We start from the raw sequence: 15,266 nt of genomic DNA on the forward strand, positions 1-15,266 counted from the left end.
CCGGGTACGCCGTCCGTTGTCTGTCTCTGGAGGCACCATGTCCCCCCGCGTTCGTCGCGCCGCCCTCGTCCTGCTCGCGCCGGTGACGACGCTCCTGCTGGCGCTCGCCGTGCTCGTGGTCCCTGCGGGCTCAGCGACCGCGGAGCCGCTCCCGCCCGTCACGAACGCGCTCCCGCCGACGATCGGCGGCACCGCGAAGTCCGGCGAGGAGCTCCGGGCCGACCCGGGCGTATGGCAGCCGTCCGTGGGAACGACCTTCACCTACCAATGGCTGAGGAACGGCGCCGCGATCGCGGGCGCGACGACGCCGGCCTACACGCCGACGGTGGGTCCGCTGGACTTCAACGGTCAGCAGATCAGCGTGCAGGTCACCGCCTCGCACGACGACCACGCCGCCGGGACCGCCGTCTCGGCTGCCGTCACCGTCAAGCGGAGCGGTGGCGCCTCCTCGCCGACGAGCACCATGGCTCCGGCGATCACCACCACGGGCGGTGGTGCGCCGGTGGTCGGTGTGCCCCTCAGCGTCGACCACGGCACCTGGAGCGCCACCGGCACCTTCGCGCGGCAGTGGCTGGTGGCGGACATCCCCGTCCCGGAGGCCACCGGGACCTCGTACACACCGCTCGCCGGAGACGTCGGCAAGCAGATCTCGGTCCGCGTCTACAACACCGTCGGCGACCTGACCGGCATCGCCACCTCCGCGCCGACCGACGCCACGGTCGGGCCGCCGAGCCGCGTCGCCCAGCCGACCGCCGAGCGCGGCGACGGCAGGGTGACCGTGTCGTGGGCGGCGCCCGCCGACAACGGCTCGCCGGTCACCAGCTACACCGTCGTCGCCAGCCCCGGCGGCAAGGCGTGCGCCGCCACCGACGCCCTGAGCTGCACCGTGACCGGTCTCGAGAACGGCCAGGCCTACACCTTCACGGTCGTGGCGAGCAGCGCCCTCGGCAACAGCCCTGTCTCGCCGGCATCCGCCGCGGTGACGCCCGCCGGCCTCCCGGGCGCGCCCGGTACGCCGGTCGCCCAGCGCGGCAACGAGTCGGCCACCATCACCTGGCCGGCCGCCGACGGCAACGGCGCCGAGATCACCGACTACACCGTCACCGCCAGTCCCGGCGGGCGCGAGGTCGGCGTGGACGGCGCGACGACGACCGCGACCGTCACCGGTCTGGCCAACGGCACCTCCTACACCTTCACCGTGGTCGCCACGAGCGACGTGGGCGACAGTGCGGCGTCCGCCGTCTCGAACAGCGTCGTTCCCGTCGGGGTCCCCCACCGGGTGATCCGGCCCACGGCGAGCGCCGGCGACGGGTCGGCGACCGTGACCTGGACCGCGGAGGGCAACGAGAGCCAGGACGTCACGAAGTACACCGTGACGACGACCCCGGGCGGCACCATCGTCACCGTGGCCGGGGACAAGCGGACCGCCACCGTGACCGGCCTCGCCAACGGCACCTCCTACACCTTCACCGTCGCCGCCACCAACGCCAGCGGCGACGGCCCGGCCTCCGAGGCGTCCGCGGCGGTCACCCCGGCAGGCGCCCCGCTCGCGGTCGCCAAGCCGATCGTGGCCCGCGGCAACGAGTCGGCCACCGTCGCCTGGACGGCGGCCGACGGCAACGGCTCCCCCGTCACCGGCTACACGGTCACCGCCGCTCCGGGCGGAAGGACCGCGACCGTCGACGGCTCCACGACGCACGCCACGGTCACCGGACTCACCAACGGCACCAGCTACACCTTCACGGTGCGCGCCACCAACGTGATCGGCGACGGACCGGCCTCGGTGCCGTCCGCGGCGGTCGTCCCGGCCGCCGTCCCGGCGCAGGTCGCACAGCCGGGCGCGGAGCGCCGCGACGGCGCCGCGCGGGTCACCTGGACCGCCGCCGACGGCAACGGCTACGCCGTCACGACGTACACGGTCAAGGCCGCCCCGGGCGGCCGGACCGTGATCGTCGACGGCACCTCGACCGCCGCGACGGTCGACGGCCTGACCAACGGCACGGCCTACACCTTCACCGTGGTCGCCGCCAACACCCTCGGTGCCGGCACGGTGTCCGAGCCGTCGGAGGAAGTGGTTCCCGCCGGGCGGCCCGGAACCGTCGCCCGGCCCACCGCCGTGCGCGGCAACGCGTCCGCGACCGTCACCTGGGCCGCGACCGGCGGCAACGGCTCCCCCGTCACCGGCTACACGGTCACCGCCGCACCGGGCGGGAAGACGGCCACGGTCGGCGGCGATGTCACGACCGCCACTGTCGGCGGTCTCGACAACGGCACCGCCTACACCTTCACCGTCACCGCCACCAACGACGTGGGCGACGGCACCCCCTCGCAGCCGTCGACGGCCGTCACTCCCGCGGCGGTGCCCGGCCAGGTCGCCGCGCCCACCGCGACCCGTGGCGACGGGTCGGCCGTGGTCGCCTGGGCCCCGGCACCGGCCAACGGCGCGGCGATCACGGGCTACACCGTCACCGCCGCGCCCGGCGGTCATGAGGTCGTCGTCGCCGGCACCACCGCGCTCGTGAACGGCCTCGACAACGGCACCGCGTACACCTTCACCGTGACGGCCTCCAACGCGCTCGGGGACGGCCCGGCATCGGTGCCGTCGAGCGCGGTCACGCCGGCCGGTGTACCCGGTACGGTCGCCAAGCCCACCGCCGCCCGCGGCGACGCGTCGGCGGTCGTGACCTGGGGCGCGGCGAGCGGCAACGGCGCCGCGGTGGAGCGCTACACCGTCCTCAGCTCGCCCGCGGGCGCCGCCTGCGCGACGACGACCGACCTCACCTGCACCGTGACCGGCCTGGAGAACGGAACCGCCTACACCTTCACCGTCATCGCCACCAACGCCGTCGGCAACAGCGGCGCCTCGGCCGCGTCCGACCCGGTGACGCCGGCCGGGCGCCCCGCCCCGGTGGCCAAGCCGACCGCGGTCGCCGCCGACGGGTCCGCCACGGTCACCTGGACCCCGGGCGCGTCCAACGGCGCTTCGGTCACCGGCTACACCGTCACCGCAGCCCCCGGCGGCAAGACCGCCACCGTCGGCGGCGGCACCACGACCGCGACCCTGAGCGGCCTGACCAACGGCACGGCGTACACCTTCACGGTCGCGGCCACCAACCCGGTCGGCACCGGTACGCCGTCGGCCGCCTCGGACGCCGTCACGCCGGCCGGTCGGCCGGCCCGGGTCGCCCGGCCGACCGCGGTCGCCGCCGACGGCTCCGTCGCGGTCACCTGGACCGCCGCCGCAGCGAACGGGTCCCCGATCACCGGCTACACGGTCGCCGCCAGCCCCGGCGGCACGAGCGTGACGGTCGACGGCGGCAGCACCGTGGCCACGCTGAGCGGCCTGGCGAACGGCACGGCGTACACCGTCACCGTCACCGCGACCAACGCGGTCGGGGCGGGTGAGGCGTCGCTCCCCTCCGCCGCGGTCACCCCCGAGCCCGTGTCCGCCCAGGCACCGGGAGCCCCGGCCACCGTCACCGCGAAGCGCGGCGACCGGTCCGCCACGGTCAGCTGGACCAGGGCGGACGGCAACGGCTCCCCGATCACCGGCTATGTCGTGACCACCCATCCGGGTGGGCAACGGACCACGGTCGGCGCCGAGGTGCACGAGATCGTCGTCCCGGGCCTGGTCAACGGCACGGCGTACACCTTCACGGTGGCCGCGACGACGGCCGCCGGGGCGAGCATCGCCTCGGCACCGTCCAACAGCGTGGTCCCCGCCCGCCGGCCGGGCCGGGTCGCCAAGCCGACCGCCACCGTCAAGGGCGAACGGCCGCGGCTGGTCGTGAAGTGGCGTGAGCCCGCCAGCCAGGGCGCGCCGCTGACGCAGTACACGGTCCACGTCAACGGCCGGTCGTGGGTGGTCGCGGCGACCAAGCGCCGCCTCGTCCTGCGCAACCTCGCCCCGGGCACCTACCGGGTCAGCGTGGTCGCTGCCAACGAGCTGGGCGACGCCAAGGCGAGCCGGAAGGCGACGGTCCGGGTCCGCCGGCGCTGAGACCGCCCGGGCCTAGGGCGCGTGCTGGGCCACCCACGACGCGTGCAGTCGCGCATAGGGGGTGTCCGGCTGCACCACGAGTACGTCGTGGGGGCCGTGCTGGACGATTCGGCCGTGGTCGACGACGACCACGACGTCGGCGGCCTCGGCGGTCGAGAGGCGGTGCGCGATGGTGACCGAGGTGCGCCCGCTCATCAACCGCTCCAACGCCCGGCCGATCCGGGTCTCCAGCTCGGGGTCGACGGCACTGGTGGCCTCGTCGAGGACGAGCAGGTCGGGATCGGCGAGCTGGGCGCGCAGCAGCGCGACCAGCTGCCGCTCCCCCGCCGACAGTGACTCCCCCCGCTGGCCGACCCGGGTGTCGACGCCGTCGGGCAGGCCGGCCAGCCAGTCGCCGAGGCCGATCGTCTCGGCCGCCTCCCTGATCTCCGTCTCGGTGGCGCCGAGCCGGCCGTAGCGGACGTTGGCGGCGAGGGTGTCGTCGAAGAGGAAGCCCTCCTGCGGCACCAGGACGACGCTGCGACGCAGCGCGCCCTCGGCGATCTCGCGCAGGTCGATGCCGTCGAGCAGCACCTGACCGCTGTCGGGATCCATCAGCCGGGTCAGCAGCTTGGCGATCGTCGACTTCCCGGAGCCGGTCTCGCCGACGACCGCGACCCGCTGTCCCGCGGGGATCTCGAGCTGGATGTCGCTCAGCACCGGGGGGCCGCCGGGGTAGGCGAAGGAGACGCCGTCGAACCGGACGTCGATCGCCCCCTTCGGCAGGCTCTGCCCGTCCGGGCCGGGATCGACCAGGTCGGCAGGGGTGTCGAGGATGCCGATCACCCGGCGCCAGCCGGCGATGGCGTTCTGGGCGTCGGTGAGGATCTGGGTGCCCATCTGCACCGGGCCGACGAAGAGCGTCACCAGGAACGCGAACGCGAGCACCTCGCCGGCGGTGATCCCCTCCCCCCACGCGAAGCCCTGGCCCAGCCAGATGCCGACGATCAGCACTCCCGCGTTGGCGAAGCCCGCCGAGATGCCGCCGAGGCTGAACGAGAACGCGGTGAACCCCTGGGCCCGAGTGCTGGCCGCCTTGTGGGTGTCGATGGCGGTGTCGATGCGCTCCTGGGTGCGCGCCTCGATCGCGTAGGACTTCACGACCGCCGCGCCCACGACCGGCTCCGAGACCGCGGAGAGCAGCACGCCGACCTGGCGTCGTACCGTGCCGTAGGCGGCGGCCAGCTTGCGCTGGAAGTAGCGCAGGCTGAGGAAGAGCGGCGCGAAGCAGACCCAGACCACGAGGGCCAGCTGCCAGCTGTAGAAGACCATGACGACCGTCGCGATCAGCATCTGGCCGATGCTGACGACGAAGATCAGGCCACCGAAGACGAGGAACTGGCTGACCTGGTCGACGTCACTGGTCACCCGCGAGACCAGGGCGCCGCGGCGCTCGGTGTTCTGGGTGAGCAGCGGGAGGTCGTGGACGTGGCGGAACGCCTTGACCCGCAGGGTCGCCAGACCCCGCTCGGCGGAGGAGAACAGCCGGGCCGTCATGGCGTACGACGCCCAGCCGGTCACCACGATCGCGGCGGCCGCGGCGAGGGCGAGCCACGCGGTGAAGGAGGGGTCGGGCCCGTCGGGACCGCGCAGGCCCTTGTCGACGGTCTGCTGGACGGCGATCGGGACCACGACCTGCCCGACCGAGGCCAGCACGGCGAGGACGAGGGTCCAGCCCATCCCCTCGACCAGCTCCGGCGAGTGGCGGATGCCGCGGCGGATGGTCTCCCAGGCGCCGATGTCCTCCCCCGTGGCGAGCCGGGTGTGCTCCGGGATGTTCCGCTCGGTGTTCAGGGTGGTGCTCACGGGGCGACCTCCGCGACGTCGATCTCGTGCTCGGTCTCGTAGGCGTTGACGAGCCGCGCGTAGTCGGCGTTGCGGGCGACCAGCTCGTCGTGCGGCCCGCGGTCGGCGATCCGGCCGTCGACGAGGTAGAGCACCTCGTCGGCCAGCCCGATCGTGGCCTTGCGGTAGGCGACGACGACGAGCGTGGTGTCCGCGGAGCCGAGACCGGCGAGGATCCGGGCCTCGACCTCCGGGTCGACGGCCGAGGTGGCGTCGTCGAGGACCAGCAGCCGCGGGCGCCGGACCAGCGCCCGGGCCAGGGCCAACCGCTGCCGTTGACCACCCGAGAGGGAGGTGCCGCGCTCCCCCAGCCGGGTGTCGAGGCCCTCGGGCAGGGCGGCCACGAAGCCGTCGGCCTGCGCGGTGCGCAGCGCGGCCCAGACCTCGTCGTCCGTGGTCTCCGCGTCGCCCGTCCGACGGCCCAGCGTCACATTGCCGCGGACCGTGTCGTCGAACAGGAAGGCGGTCTGCGGGACGACGGCCAGCGTCTCGGCGAGCCCACCGCGGCGCAGCTCGCGCAGGTCGGTGCCGTCGATCCGGATCGCACCCGCATCGACGTCGACCAGCCGGGCGAGCAACCCGACCAGGGTGCTCTTCCCCGAGGCGGTGGCCCCGACGAGCGCCACGGTACGGCCCGGCGCGACGTCGAAGGTGACGTCGCGCAGCAGCGGCCGGTCGGGTCCGTAGCCGAACGCCGCGGCATCGACCTCGAGCCGGGCCCCGCTCGCGCGGGCGGGCAGCGGCCGGTCGCCGTACTCCATGGCGCCGGTGGCGGCCAGCACCGCCGCCACCCGGCGGTAGCCGACCACGCTGCGCGGGAAGTCGCCCAGCAGCCAGCCGATCGAGCGGATCGGGAAGGAGACGACGGTGAGCAGGTAGGACACGGTCACCACGTCGCCGGCGACGGTCGCACCGGAGATCACGCGGTGCACGCCGACCACCAGGACGACGAGCACCGCCAGGCTCGGCAGCGCGGCGAGCGCGGGGTCGAAGGCCGCCCGGATCCGGCCGACCCTGATGTTGGCCTCGCGCAGCTCCTCGGCCTTGGCCCGGAACCGCCGGGTCTCCTCCGGCTCGCGCCCGAGGGTCTTGACGACCAGGGCGCCGTCGAACGACTCGTGGGCGATCTCGGACAGCTCCGCGCGCAGCTCCTGGGCGCGGGTCGCCCAGCCCTGGGCGAGTCGCTGATAGACGACGTTGACGGCGATCACCAACGGGAAGACCAGCAGGCCGACGGCGGCGAGCACCAGGTCGGTCACCAGCATCTGCACGACGGCGATCACCATCATCGCCACCGTGCCGACCGCCATCGGCAGCGGCGCGATCGGGCCCCACGCCGCCTCGACGTCCGCGTTGGCGTTGGACAGCAGCTCCCCGGTCGGGTGCCGCTGGTGCCAGGCCATGGGCAGGCGGAGGTACTGGCGGGTGACGGCCCGGCGGCTGTGCGCCTGCATGCGGTACTGCATGACGCCGGCGCCCAGGCGGCGAGCCACGATCCCGACCGCGCGCAGGATCGCCACCCCGACGAACAGCCCGAGCACCGCCCAGAGCAGGCCGGCGCCGATCTCGCCGTCGCGGAACGCCGGGATCACCACATGGTCGGTCGACCAGCCCAGCACCCAGGCGTCCGCGACGGTCAGCGCGCCGAAGAGCACGCTGCCCACCGTCGACACCGCGAAGATCCACGGCTCCCGCTTGATCGCCACCCAGAGCACGCCGAAGCCGGCCGACGTCGTACCGGTGCTGCCTGCCGTCGCCACCCGATCCCTGCTCTCCACTCGTGAATCGTCTGCCCAACCTGGGCTCGGCGGAGCCTATTCCTCAGGACGGTCATGCCGGCAACGGGCCACACGCCACCTAGCGATCACCGATCACCCGCTACCGCTCACGCAACGGCTCGATCGACGACCCTGACCCGACAATCGGGTGTGTCGTCCTACGGCCGTGGCTACGTTGGCGTCGACCCCGACCGCGAGGCGCTCGAGTGGCATAGGAACGAGGTCTTCCTATCTGCCTGACGACATCATCTCTTCGTCAGCGTCAGATCACTGCAGCACGCCATGTCCCCGCCGACCCGCGGAGCGAGGTCCGCTCAGGCGACCGCGTGGTTCAGGAGCAGCTCCGTGACCATGATGTCGGTGCGGGTCGGTGTCTCGTCACCGGTGGTGGGGGTGACCCGGCGGGTGCCGGTCGGGTCGATGAGGTAGTGGGCCCCGTAGGGATCGCGCCAGATCACGATCCCGGGGAACGGATGTCGTGCCTCCTAACCGGCGTGGGTCTTGACCCGGTGATGGGTACGCGTCAACGGCCCCAGGTTCTCGACACTGGTCGAACCGCCCTCGGCATACGGGACGGCATGGTCCAGGTCCATCCGGCGGGTGGCGTTCGCAGCGAACGGGAACACGTCCGCGGGATGGATCAGGTGCACCGCCTCACGCAGCCGCGCGGGGATCTCATAGGCAACCACCGGGGCTTGACCGGGCAGATCCACCACCGGCGCGACCCGCACCTGGCACCCGCTGTCACCCAGCAGCTGGGTGAGGCGGCCGATCGTGACCGGACCATGACCCTCCAACCGGGCGATCGGTGAGTCGGCGTCCAGATGGAGATAGACCTTCGCTCGCACCTTCACTGGCCCGACCGAGAGGTCGAGACCCTCGTGACCGGCCGGGTTGAACAACAACGCAGCGGCAGCGACCCGACGGTCATTCACGGCCGCCTCCGGCTGCTGTTCTTTCAGTTCCTCCGCGACCGCGCTCACCGCGGCATCGATCCCCGCGATCGTGAGTGCGTCGGCACGGATGGTGAACGTCGCCATCCCGTGCCGGTCGACCCGCGACATGCGAGCACACCGCTCCTTCGCCGCAGCCTCCTCCCGAGCCCGAGCCAACTCCGGCGCAGCAGCGGCGACCTTGCCCGCCACCACAGACTCGAACCTCGACCACGCCAACCGCCCGTCCGCGACCTCGACCACCTCCCCGTCGACCCAGGCCGCCTCCTCCGAAGACAGGTCCCGGGTCGCGTCCGCGACATGACGCGCATGACCCACCCGCACCGACCCAGCCTCGACCCCGGCCCACAGCCTCGGGAGGCGCAACTGCAGATCGACCGCATCCGCGATCAACCGCCGCGCCCCATAGGGACTCAGCTGGATCCGGGCCCCGAACGCCGCCGCAGCATGCTCGGTGACCAGCGGCGTACCGGCCCCACCCACACGACGAGCCCGGGACCGGCCCCGCCGATCATCGGGTGGCAGCCGGTCGGGATGGTGCAGCACCGCCCACTGATACGCCGCCCGCAACACCTCACGCTCAGCCTCCAGACGCGCGGCGTGCTGGCGCTCGACGAACTCGAGCACCCCCACCGCCGACAGGTCCTCCAGACCCGCCACCACCCCATCACTGACCATGTCCCGATCAAACACAGGGGGTACGACACAACGGAGTCCGGCTCGCCCCCTGACGCCCGCCCCTGTGGATGACCGCACGCACGATCGCGGCGATCGGCGCATGCTGCTGGCATGGATCTTCTCGGAACCCGTCCCGCACTCCTCTGCCTCACCGTCGCCGTCCTTCTCGGCGGATGCGCCGGCGCTGGCTCGGGCGAGCCCGACCTGCGCACTCCCCCGGCCCGGGACCTGCCCTTGGGGTCCGTGGGCGACCTGGCCGACGAGGGCGCCGACGGCCCGACCACGCCGTGACGGCGGGTGCGACTACGGTGCGACCGGGGCGACGATCCGCACGCTCATGTGGAACGTCGACGTAGCGCCCTCGAGGATCACGAGGAAGCCGTGGCGGCCGTCGCGGAAGATCTCTCGGCCCTGCTCCGACCACGGGTCCGGCGGGCTGAACTCGCGGGCGGCCCGGGCGGCGGCGAGCATCGCCGTGGCGCGGTCGGCGTGCTCGGTCCGGCCGATCTGGACGACCGTGGACGGCTTGGCCTGGCCCTGGTTGGAGTACTCGATGGCGACCCGCCACGGCCCGTGGCTGCCGAGCCCGTCGTCGCCCGGCCGGTCGTCGCCGGCCCTGGCGGCGCCCGGCTCGGGGGCGTCGCCCGGCTGGTACACGTCGTAGCTCATGGCCGCACCCTCCCCGCTCAGCGGACCGGCACACCTGCGGCGGACAGCGACGACTTCACGTCGGCGATCCGCAGCGTGCCGAAGTGGAAGACCGTCGCGGCGAGGACGGCGTCCGCACCGGCCTCGACGGCCGGCGGGAAGTGCTCGACCGCGCCGGCGCCGCCGGAGGCGATCACGGGGATGGCGACCTCGGCCCGCACCCGGCGGATCAGCTCCAGATCGAAGCCGTCGGTGGTGCCATCGGCGTCCATCGCGTTGAGGAGGATCTCGCCGGCGCCGAGCTCGGCGGCGCGGGCCGCCCACGCGATCGCGTCGAGTCCGGCGGACCGGCGGCCGCCGTGGGTGGTGACCTCGAAGCCCGAGTCCCCCGGCACCTCGGTGCCGGCCGGCACCCGGCGGGCATCGACGGAGAGGACCAGCACCTGGTTGCCGAAACGGTCGGCGATCTCGGAGATCAACTCCGGACGGCGGATGGCGGCGGTGTTGACGGCGATCTTGTCGGCGCCGGCCCGCAACAGCCGGTCGACGTCCTCGACGGAGGAGATCCCGCCGCCCACGGTCAGCGGGATGAAGACCTGCTCGGCGGTGGCCGACACGATGTCCATCGTGGTCGCCCGCCCCTCGTGGGAGGCGGAGATGTCGAGGAAGGTGAGCTCGTCGGCGCCCTCGGCGTCGTAGAGCCGGGCCAGCTCGACCGGGTCACCGGCGTCGCGGAGCGCCTGGAAGTTGACGCCCTTCACCACCCTGCCCCCGTCGACGTCGAGGCACGGGATCACCCGCACGGCCAGGGTCATCGCCGGACCGCCCGCGTCATACCAGTCCGCCCCGGGTCAGCTCCAGCGCGTCCTCGAGGGTGAACTGCCCGGTGTAGAGGGCGGTCCCGGCGATCGCACCCTCGACACCGACCGGCACCAGCTCCATCAGCGCCCGGATGTCGTCGAGGGTGGTGACACCGCCGGAGGCGACGACCGGGCTGGAGGTCGCGGCGCACACGTCGCGCAGCAGCTGCAGGTTCGGGCCCTGCAGCATGCCGTCCTTGTTGACGTCGGTGACGACGTAGCGGGCGCAGCCCTCGGCGTCGAGGCGCGCGAGCGTCTCGTAGAGGTCGCCGCCCTCCTTGGTCCACCCGCGCGCGGCCAGGGTGCGACCGCGCACGTCGAGGCCGACCGCCACCCGGTCGCCGTACGTCGCGATGGCGCGTGCGCACCACTCCGGCTGCTCCAGGGCGGCGGTGCCGATGTTGACCCGGCGGCAGCCGGTCGCCATCGCGGCCTCCAGCGACTCGTCGTCGCGGATGCCGCCGCTCATCTCGACCTGGATGTCGAGCCGGCCGACGATCTCGGCCTGGAGCGCGCGGTTGTTGCCCTCGCCGAAGGCGGCGTCGAGGTCGACGAGGTGGATCCACTCCGCCCCGGCCTCCTGCCAGCGCAGGGCCGCCTCGACCGGGTCGCCGAACCGCTTCTCGGAGCCGGCGACGCCCTGTACCAGTTGGACCGCCTGGCCGCCCTTGACGTCGACGGCCGGCAGCAGCTCCAAGTAGTCGGTCATGCGATCCCTCTCTGGACGTCCGGGGGTGCTCACAGTGACGTCACCCAGTTCCTCAGCAGTTGGGCGCCCGCGTCCCCCGACTTCTCCGGGTGGAACTGCGTGGCGCAGAGCGGTCCGTTCTCCACGGCCGCGACGAAGCGGTCGGCGGCACCCGCGGGGCCGTGCTCGGCCCAGGTCACCAGCGGCTGGTAGGCCGCGGGGGTGCGGTCATTGGTGACCAGGGTCCAGTCGCGCACGCCGTAGGAGTGCACGAAGTAGAACCGCTCGTCCTCGATCCCGTCGAACAGCCGGGTCCCGGCCGGTACGTCGACCGTGTTCCAGCCCATGTGGGGCACGATCGGCGCCTGCAGCCGCTCGACGACGCCGGGCCACTCGTGGCAGCCCTCGGTCTCGACGCCGTGCTCGATCCCGCGCTCGAAGAGGATCTGCATGCCGACACAGATGCCCAGTACCGGACGGCCGCCGGAGAGTCGGCGCGCGATGATCCGCTCGCCACGGATCGCCCGCAGGCCGCGCATGCAGGCCTCGTACGCGCCGACGCCCGGCACGAGGAGTCCGTCGGCCTCCATCGCCGTGTCGAGGTCACCGGTCAGGGTGACGTCCGCGCCCGCGCGCTCGACCGCGCGGACGGCCGAGCGCAGGTTGCCGGAACCGTAGTCGAGGACGACGACGGACGGAGCCGTCACAGAGCACCCTTGGTGGAGGGGATCCCGGTCTCGCGGGGGTCCAGCGCGACGGCGTCGCGGAAGGCGCGGGCGAACGCCTTGAACTGCGTCTCCACGATGTGGTGCGGCTCGCGGCCGGCCAGCACCCGCACGTGCAGCGCGAAGTGCCCGTGGAAGGCGATCGACTCGAAGACGTGCTGGGTCAGCGAGCCGAGGTAGGAGACCCCGGAGCCGCCGAGCTGGACGTACTGCTGGCCCTCCGGCTCGCCGGTGTGGACACAGTACGGACGCCCGGACACATCGACGACCGCGTGCACGAGCGCCTCGTCGAGCGGCACGGTCGCGTCACCGAAGCGGCGGATGCCCACCTTGTCGCCCAGCGCCTCGCGCAGGGCCTGGCCGAGCGCGATGGCGGTGTCCTCGGTCGTGTGGTGGGCGTCGATGTGGACGTCGCCCTCGGTCTGCACGGTGAGGTCGACGAGCGCGTGGCGGGCGAAGGCGGTGAGCATGTGGTCGTAGAAGCCAACGCCCGTGGAGATCTCGTGACGGCCCGTGCCGTCGAGGTTCACCTCGACGAGGACCTTGGACTCGCTGGTCCGGCGCTCGATGCGTGCGGTGCGGCTCATGCGCGCTCTCCATCCACTTCTGTCAGTGCGGCCCGGAAGGCCGCCATCTCGTCGGGGGTGCCGACCGAGACCCGCAGCCAGCCGTCCGGCCCGGTCTCCCGGATCAGGACTCCCCGGTCGAGGAGACCCTGCCAGACAGCATGGCGGTCGGCGAATCGGCCGAACAACACGAAATTGGCGTCGGAGTCGGCGACGTCGTACCCCTCGGCACGCAGCCAGCCGACCAGCGCGTCCCGTTCGCGGCGCAGGTCGTCGACCCTGCCGAGCAGCTCGGGCGCGTGGTCCAGCGCGGCCAGCGCGACCGCCTGGGTGACCGCGGAGAGGTGGTAGGGCAGCCGGACGACGCGGATCGCGTCGCAGATCTCCGGCGCCGCGGCGAGATAGCCCAGCCGCAGCCCGGCGCCCGCGAACGCCTTGCTCATCGTTCGGGTGACCACCAGGTTGCGGTACGACGGCAGCAGCTCGAGCGCGCTCGGCACGCCGGCCCGGCGGAACTCGCCGTACGCCTCGTCGACGACGACGATGCCGCTGACGTCATCGCCGTCCGCCGCCTCGCACAGGACGCCGACCGCCTCCGGCGGGAGCGCCGTACCGGTGGGGTTGTTGGGGCTCGGCAGCAGGATCACGCTCGGCTGCTCGGTCCTGACCAGGTCGCGCGCGGCGTCGAGGTCGAGCGCGAAGTCGTCGGCGCGGCGCCCCGCGACCCAGCGGGTGTTGGTGTCACGGGCGTACTCGGGGTACATCGAGTAGGTCGGTGCGAAGCTCACCGCCGTGCGACCGGGTCCGCCGAAGGCCTGCAGCAGCTGCAGCATGATCTCGTTGGAGCCGTTGGCCGCCCACACCTGCGCCGGCTCGACGCCGCCTGAGCCCGCGTCGCGCGACAGGTACGCCGCGAGCGCGGTGCGCAGGGCGACGAACTCCCGGTCGGGGTACCTGTTCAAGGTGGCCGCCGCGGCCGCCGCGGCCGCCGCGATGTCGGCGATGCACGCCTCGGACGGGCCGTAGGGGTTCTCGTTGACGTTGAGCTGGACGGGCACGTCGAGCTGCGGGGCGCCGTACGGCTCGATGCCGTGCAGCTCCTCGCGCAATGGCGGCCAGCCGCCGGCGGCGGTGGCTGCGCTCATCGAGCGGACCGGACCGTGATCGCCGCGCCGTGACCGGGCAGATCCTCGGCCTCGGCGAGCGTGACCACGTGCGCGGCCACGTCGGCGAGGGCCTGGGCGGAGTAGTCGATGACGTGCACGGACTTGGTGAACGCGCGCACCGACAGGCCCGAGGAGTGGCAGGCGCAACCGGCGGTCGGCAGCACGTGGTTGGACCCGGCGCAGTAGTCGCCGAGGCTGACCGGCGCGTGCGGGCCGACGAAGATCGCTCCGGCGTTGCGCACCCGGGCGGCCCACGCGGCGGCGTCCTCGGTGTGGATCTCCAGGTGCTCGGCGGCGTAGGCGTCGACGACCGCCAGGCCCTGCTCGAGGTCGCGCACCAGCACGATGGCGGACTGCTTCCCACCGAGGGAGATGGTGATCCGCTCGCTGTGCTTGGTCACGGCGACCTGCTGGTCGAGCTCCGCCTCGACCTCGGCGGCCAGCCGCTCGGAGGTGGTGACGAGGACGGAGGCGGCCAGCGGGTCGTGCTCGGCCTGGCTGATCAGGTCGGCGGCGACGTACGCCGCGTTGCCGGTGTCGTCGGCGAGGATCGCGATCTCGGTCGGACCGGCCTCCGAGTCGATGCCGATCTGGCCCTTGAGGATCCGCTTCGCGGTGACCACCCAGATGTTGCCGGGACCGGTCACCAGGTCGACGCGCCGGCACGGCCCGGTGCCGTAGGCGAACATCGCGATCGCCTGGGCGCCGCCGACGGCGTACACCTCCTCGACGCCGAGCAGCGCGCAGGCCGCCAGGATGGTCGGGTGGACCGAGCCCCCGAACTCCTTCTGGGGCGGGCTCGCGAGCGCGATCGACTCGACGCCCGCGGTCTGTGCGGGGACGACGTTCATCAGCACGGACGAGACCAGGGGGGCGAGGCCGCCGGGGACGTAGAGGCCGACCCGTCCGACCGGCACCTTGCGGTGGGTGACCCGGGCGCCGGGGCCGAGGTCGGTGACGGCGTCCTGCTCGAGCTCGTTGGCACACGTCGCCCGCAGCCGCCGGATCGACTCCTCGAGGCCCGCGCGGATGTCGGGGTCGAGGTTGTCGAGCGCCGCCCGCAGGGCGGCCGGCGGGACCCGGATGTCGTCGACCCGCACCCCGTCGAACCTCTCCCCGAACTCGACGATCGCGTCCAGCCCGCGGGTGCGGACCTCCTCGCAGATCGCATGCACCGCCGGGACCGCCGCCTCGATGTCGAAGTCGGCACGGGGCACTGCTGCGCGGTAGTCGGCGTCGGAGCCGGCGTCGCGCAGGTCGATGCGACGGATCAGGGACATGTCCCCGATTCTACGGGCGCTGCGCGTGTCGCCGCCGCCG

Annotated in this window: 13 protein-coding genes; 2 read left to right on the forward strand and 11 right to left on the reverse strand. The window is 73.3% G+C overall.

The features are described from left to right. Positions 1-37 precede the first annotated feature (37 nt). Positions 38-4,000 (forward strand): fibronectin type III domain-containing protein, encoded by a 3,963-nt coding sequence (locus tag QJ852_15875; protein ID WGX94628.1) that lies wholly within the window; start codon positions 38-40, stop codon positions 3,998-4,000. 12 nt (positions 4,001-4,012) lie between these two features. Here the strand turns inward: QJ852_15875 and QJ852_15880 are convergent, their stop codons facing one another. The 4 genes from QJ852_15880 to QJ852_15895 form a co-directional block, all read right to left on the reverse strand. Further along, positions 4,013-5,845 carry an ABC transporter ATP-binding protein gene (locus QJ852_15880; GenBank protein ID WGX94629.1) on the reverse strand — a complete coding sequence of 611 codons (1,833 nt, stop codon included), beginning with the start codon at positions 5,843-5,845 and terminating at the stop codon, positions 4,013-4,015. Beyond that, the gene (locus QJ852_15885) at positions 5,842-7,644 is read right to left on the reverse strand and encodes an ABC transporter ATP-binding protein (protein WGX94630.1); all 1,803 of its coding nucleotides are present in this window, start codon (positions 7,642-7,644) and stop codon (positions 5,842-5,844) included. The genes QJ852_15880 and QJ852_15885 overlap by 4 nt, the downstream gene beginning before the upstream one ends. Positions 7,645-7,976: 332 nt before the next feature. Further along, the gene (locus tag QJ852_15890) at positions 7,977-8,120 is read right to left on the reverse strand and encodes a hypothetical protein (GenBank protein WGX94631.1); all 144 of its coding nucleotides are present in this window, start codon (positions 8,118-8,120) and stop codon (positions 7,977-7,979) included. Between the two features lie 27 nt (positions 8,121-8,147). Further along, on the reverse strand, positions 8,148-9,242 hold the full coding sequence (locus tag QJ852_15895; GenBank protein WGX94632.1) for an HNH endonuclease signature motif containing protein: 1,095 nt from the start codon (positions 9,240-9,242) through the stop codon (positions 8,148-8,150). Between the two features lie 162 nt (positions 9,243-9,404). Between QJ852_15895 and QJ852_15900 the strand changes: the two genes are divergently transcribed. Next, complete coding sequence (locus QJ852_15900) at positions 9,405-9,584, forward strand: hypothetical protein (GenBank protein ID WGX94633.1); 180 nt, start codon at positions 9,405-9,407, stop codon at positions 9,582-9,584. Between the two features lie 12 nt (positions 9,585-9,596). Here the strand turns inward: QJ852_15900 and QJ852_15905 are convergent, their stop codons facing one another. Genes QJ852_15905 through hisD form a run of 7 tightly spaced genes read right to left on the reverse strand, consistent with a single transcriptional unit; the run spans position 9,597 to position 15,220 of the window. After that, complete coding sequence (locus QJ852_15905; GenBank protein WGX94634.1) at positions 9,597-9,962, reverse strand: hypothetical protein; 366 nt, start codon at positions 9,960-9,962, stop codon at positions 9,597-9,599. 17 nt (positions 9,963-9,979) lie between these two features. After that, a complete protein-coding gene (gene hisF / locus QJ852_15910) occupies positions 9,980-10,756 on the reverse strand; it encodes an imidazole glycerol phosphate synthase subunit HisF (protein WGX94635.1) in 777 nt (258 codons plus the stop codon). A 16-nt stretch (positions 10,757-10,772) separates the two neighbouring features. After that, positions 10,773-11,510 (reverse strand): bifunctional 1-(5-phosphoribosyl)-5-((5-phosphoribosylamino)methylideneamino)imidazole-4-carboxamide isomerase/phosphoribosylanthranilate isomerase PriA, encoded by a 738-nt coding sequence (gene priA, locus QJ852_15915; GenBank protein ID WGX94636.1) that lies wholly within the window; start codon positions 11,508-11,510, stop codon positions 10,773-10,775. Between the two features lie 29 nt (positions 11,511-11,539). Further along, complete coding sequence (gene hisH / locus QJ852_15920; GenBank protein ID WGX94637.1) at positions 11,540-12,196, reverse strand: imidazole glycerol phosphate synthase subunit HisH; 657 nt, start codon at positions 12,194-12,196, stop codon at positions 11,540-11,542. Continuing rightward, positions 12,193-12,801, reverse strand: a complete 609-nt coding sequence (gene hisB, locus QJ852_15925) for an imidazoleglycerol-phosphate dehydratase HisB (protein WGX94638.1) — start codon at positions 12,799-12,801, stop codon at positions 12,193-12,195. The genes hisH and hisB overlap by 4 nt, the downstream gene beginning before the upstream one ends. After that, positions 12,798-13,925 (reverse strand): histidinol-phosphate transaminase, encoded by a 1,128-nt coding sequence (locus tag QJ852_15930; protein ID WGX94639.1) that lies wholly within the window; start codon positions 13,923-13,925, stop codon positions 12,798-12,800. Before QJ852_15930 ends, hisB begins: the two co-directional genes overlap by 4 nt. Further along, positions 13,922-15,220, reverse strand: coding sequence for a histidinol dehydrogenase (gene hisD, locus QJ852_15935; GenBank protein ID WGX99472.1), 1,299 nt, complete (start codon positions 15,218-15,220; stop codon positions 13,922-13,924). Before hisD ends, QJ852_15930 begins: the two co-directional genes overlap by 4 nt. Between the last annotated feature and the right edge of the window lie 46 nt (positions 15,221-15,266).

Origin of the sequence: Nocardioides sp. L-11A, from assembly GCA_029961745.1 — a bacterium.
Lineage (GTDB): Bacteria > Actinomycetota > Actinomycetes > Propionibacteriales > Nocardioidaceae > Nocardioides.

Excerpts from the sequence above, each read along its gene's own strand:
- QJ852_15875 (WGX94628.1), top strand. The coding sequence starts at position 38 with ATGTCCCCCCGCGTTCGTCGCGCCGCCCTCGTCCTGCTCGCGCCGGTG.
- QJ852_15900 (WGX94633.1), top strand. The coding sequence starts at position 9,405 with ATGGATCTTCTCGGAACCCGTCCCGCACTCCTCTGCCTCACCGTCGCC.
- QJ852_15905 (WGX94634.1), bottom strand. The coding sequence starts at position 9,962 with ATGAGCTACGACGTGTACCAGCCGGGCGACGCCCCCGAGCCGGGCGCC.
- hisF (WGX94635.1), bottom strand. The coding sequence starts at position 10,756 with ATGACCCTGGCCGTGCGGGTGATCCCGTGCCTCGACGTCGACGGGGGC.
- priA (WGX94636.1), bottom strand. The coding sequence starts at position 11,510 with ATGACCGACTACTTGGAGCTGCTGCCGGCCGTCGACGTCAAGGGCGGC.
- hisB (WGX94638.1), bottom strand. The coding sequence starts at position 12,801 with ATGAGCCGCACCGCACGCATCGAGCGCCGGACCAGCGAGTCCAAGGTC.
- QJ852_15930 (WGX94639.1), bottom strand. The coding sequence starts at position 13,925 with ATGAGCGCAGCCACCGCCGCCGGCGGCTGGCCGCCATTGCGCGAGGAG.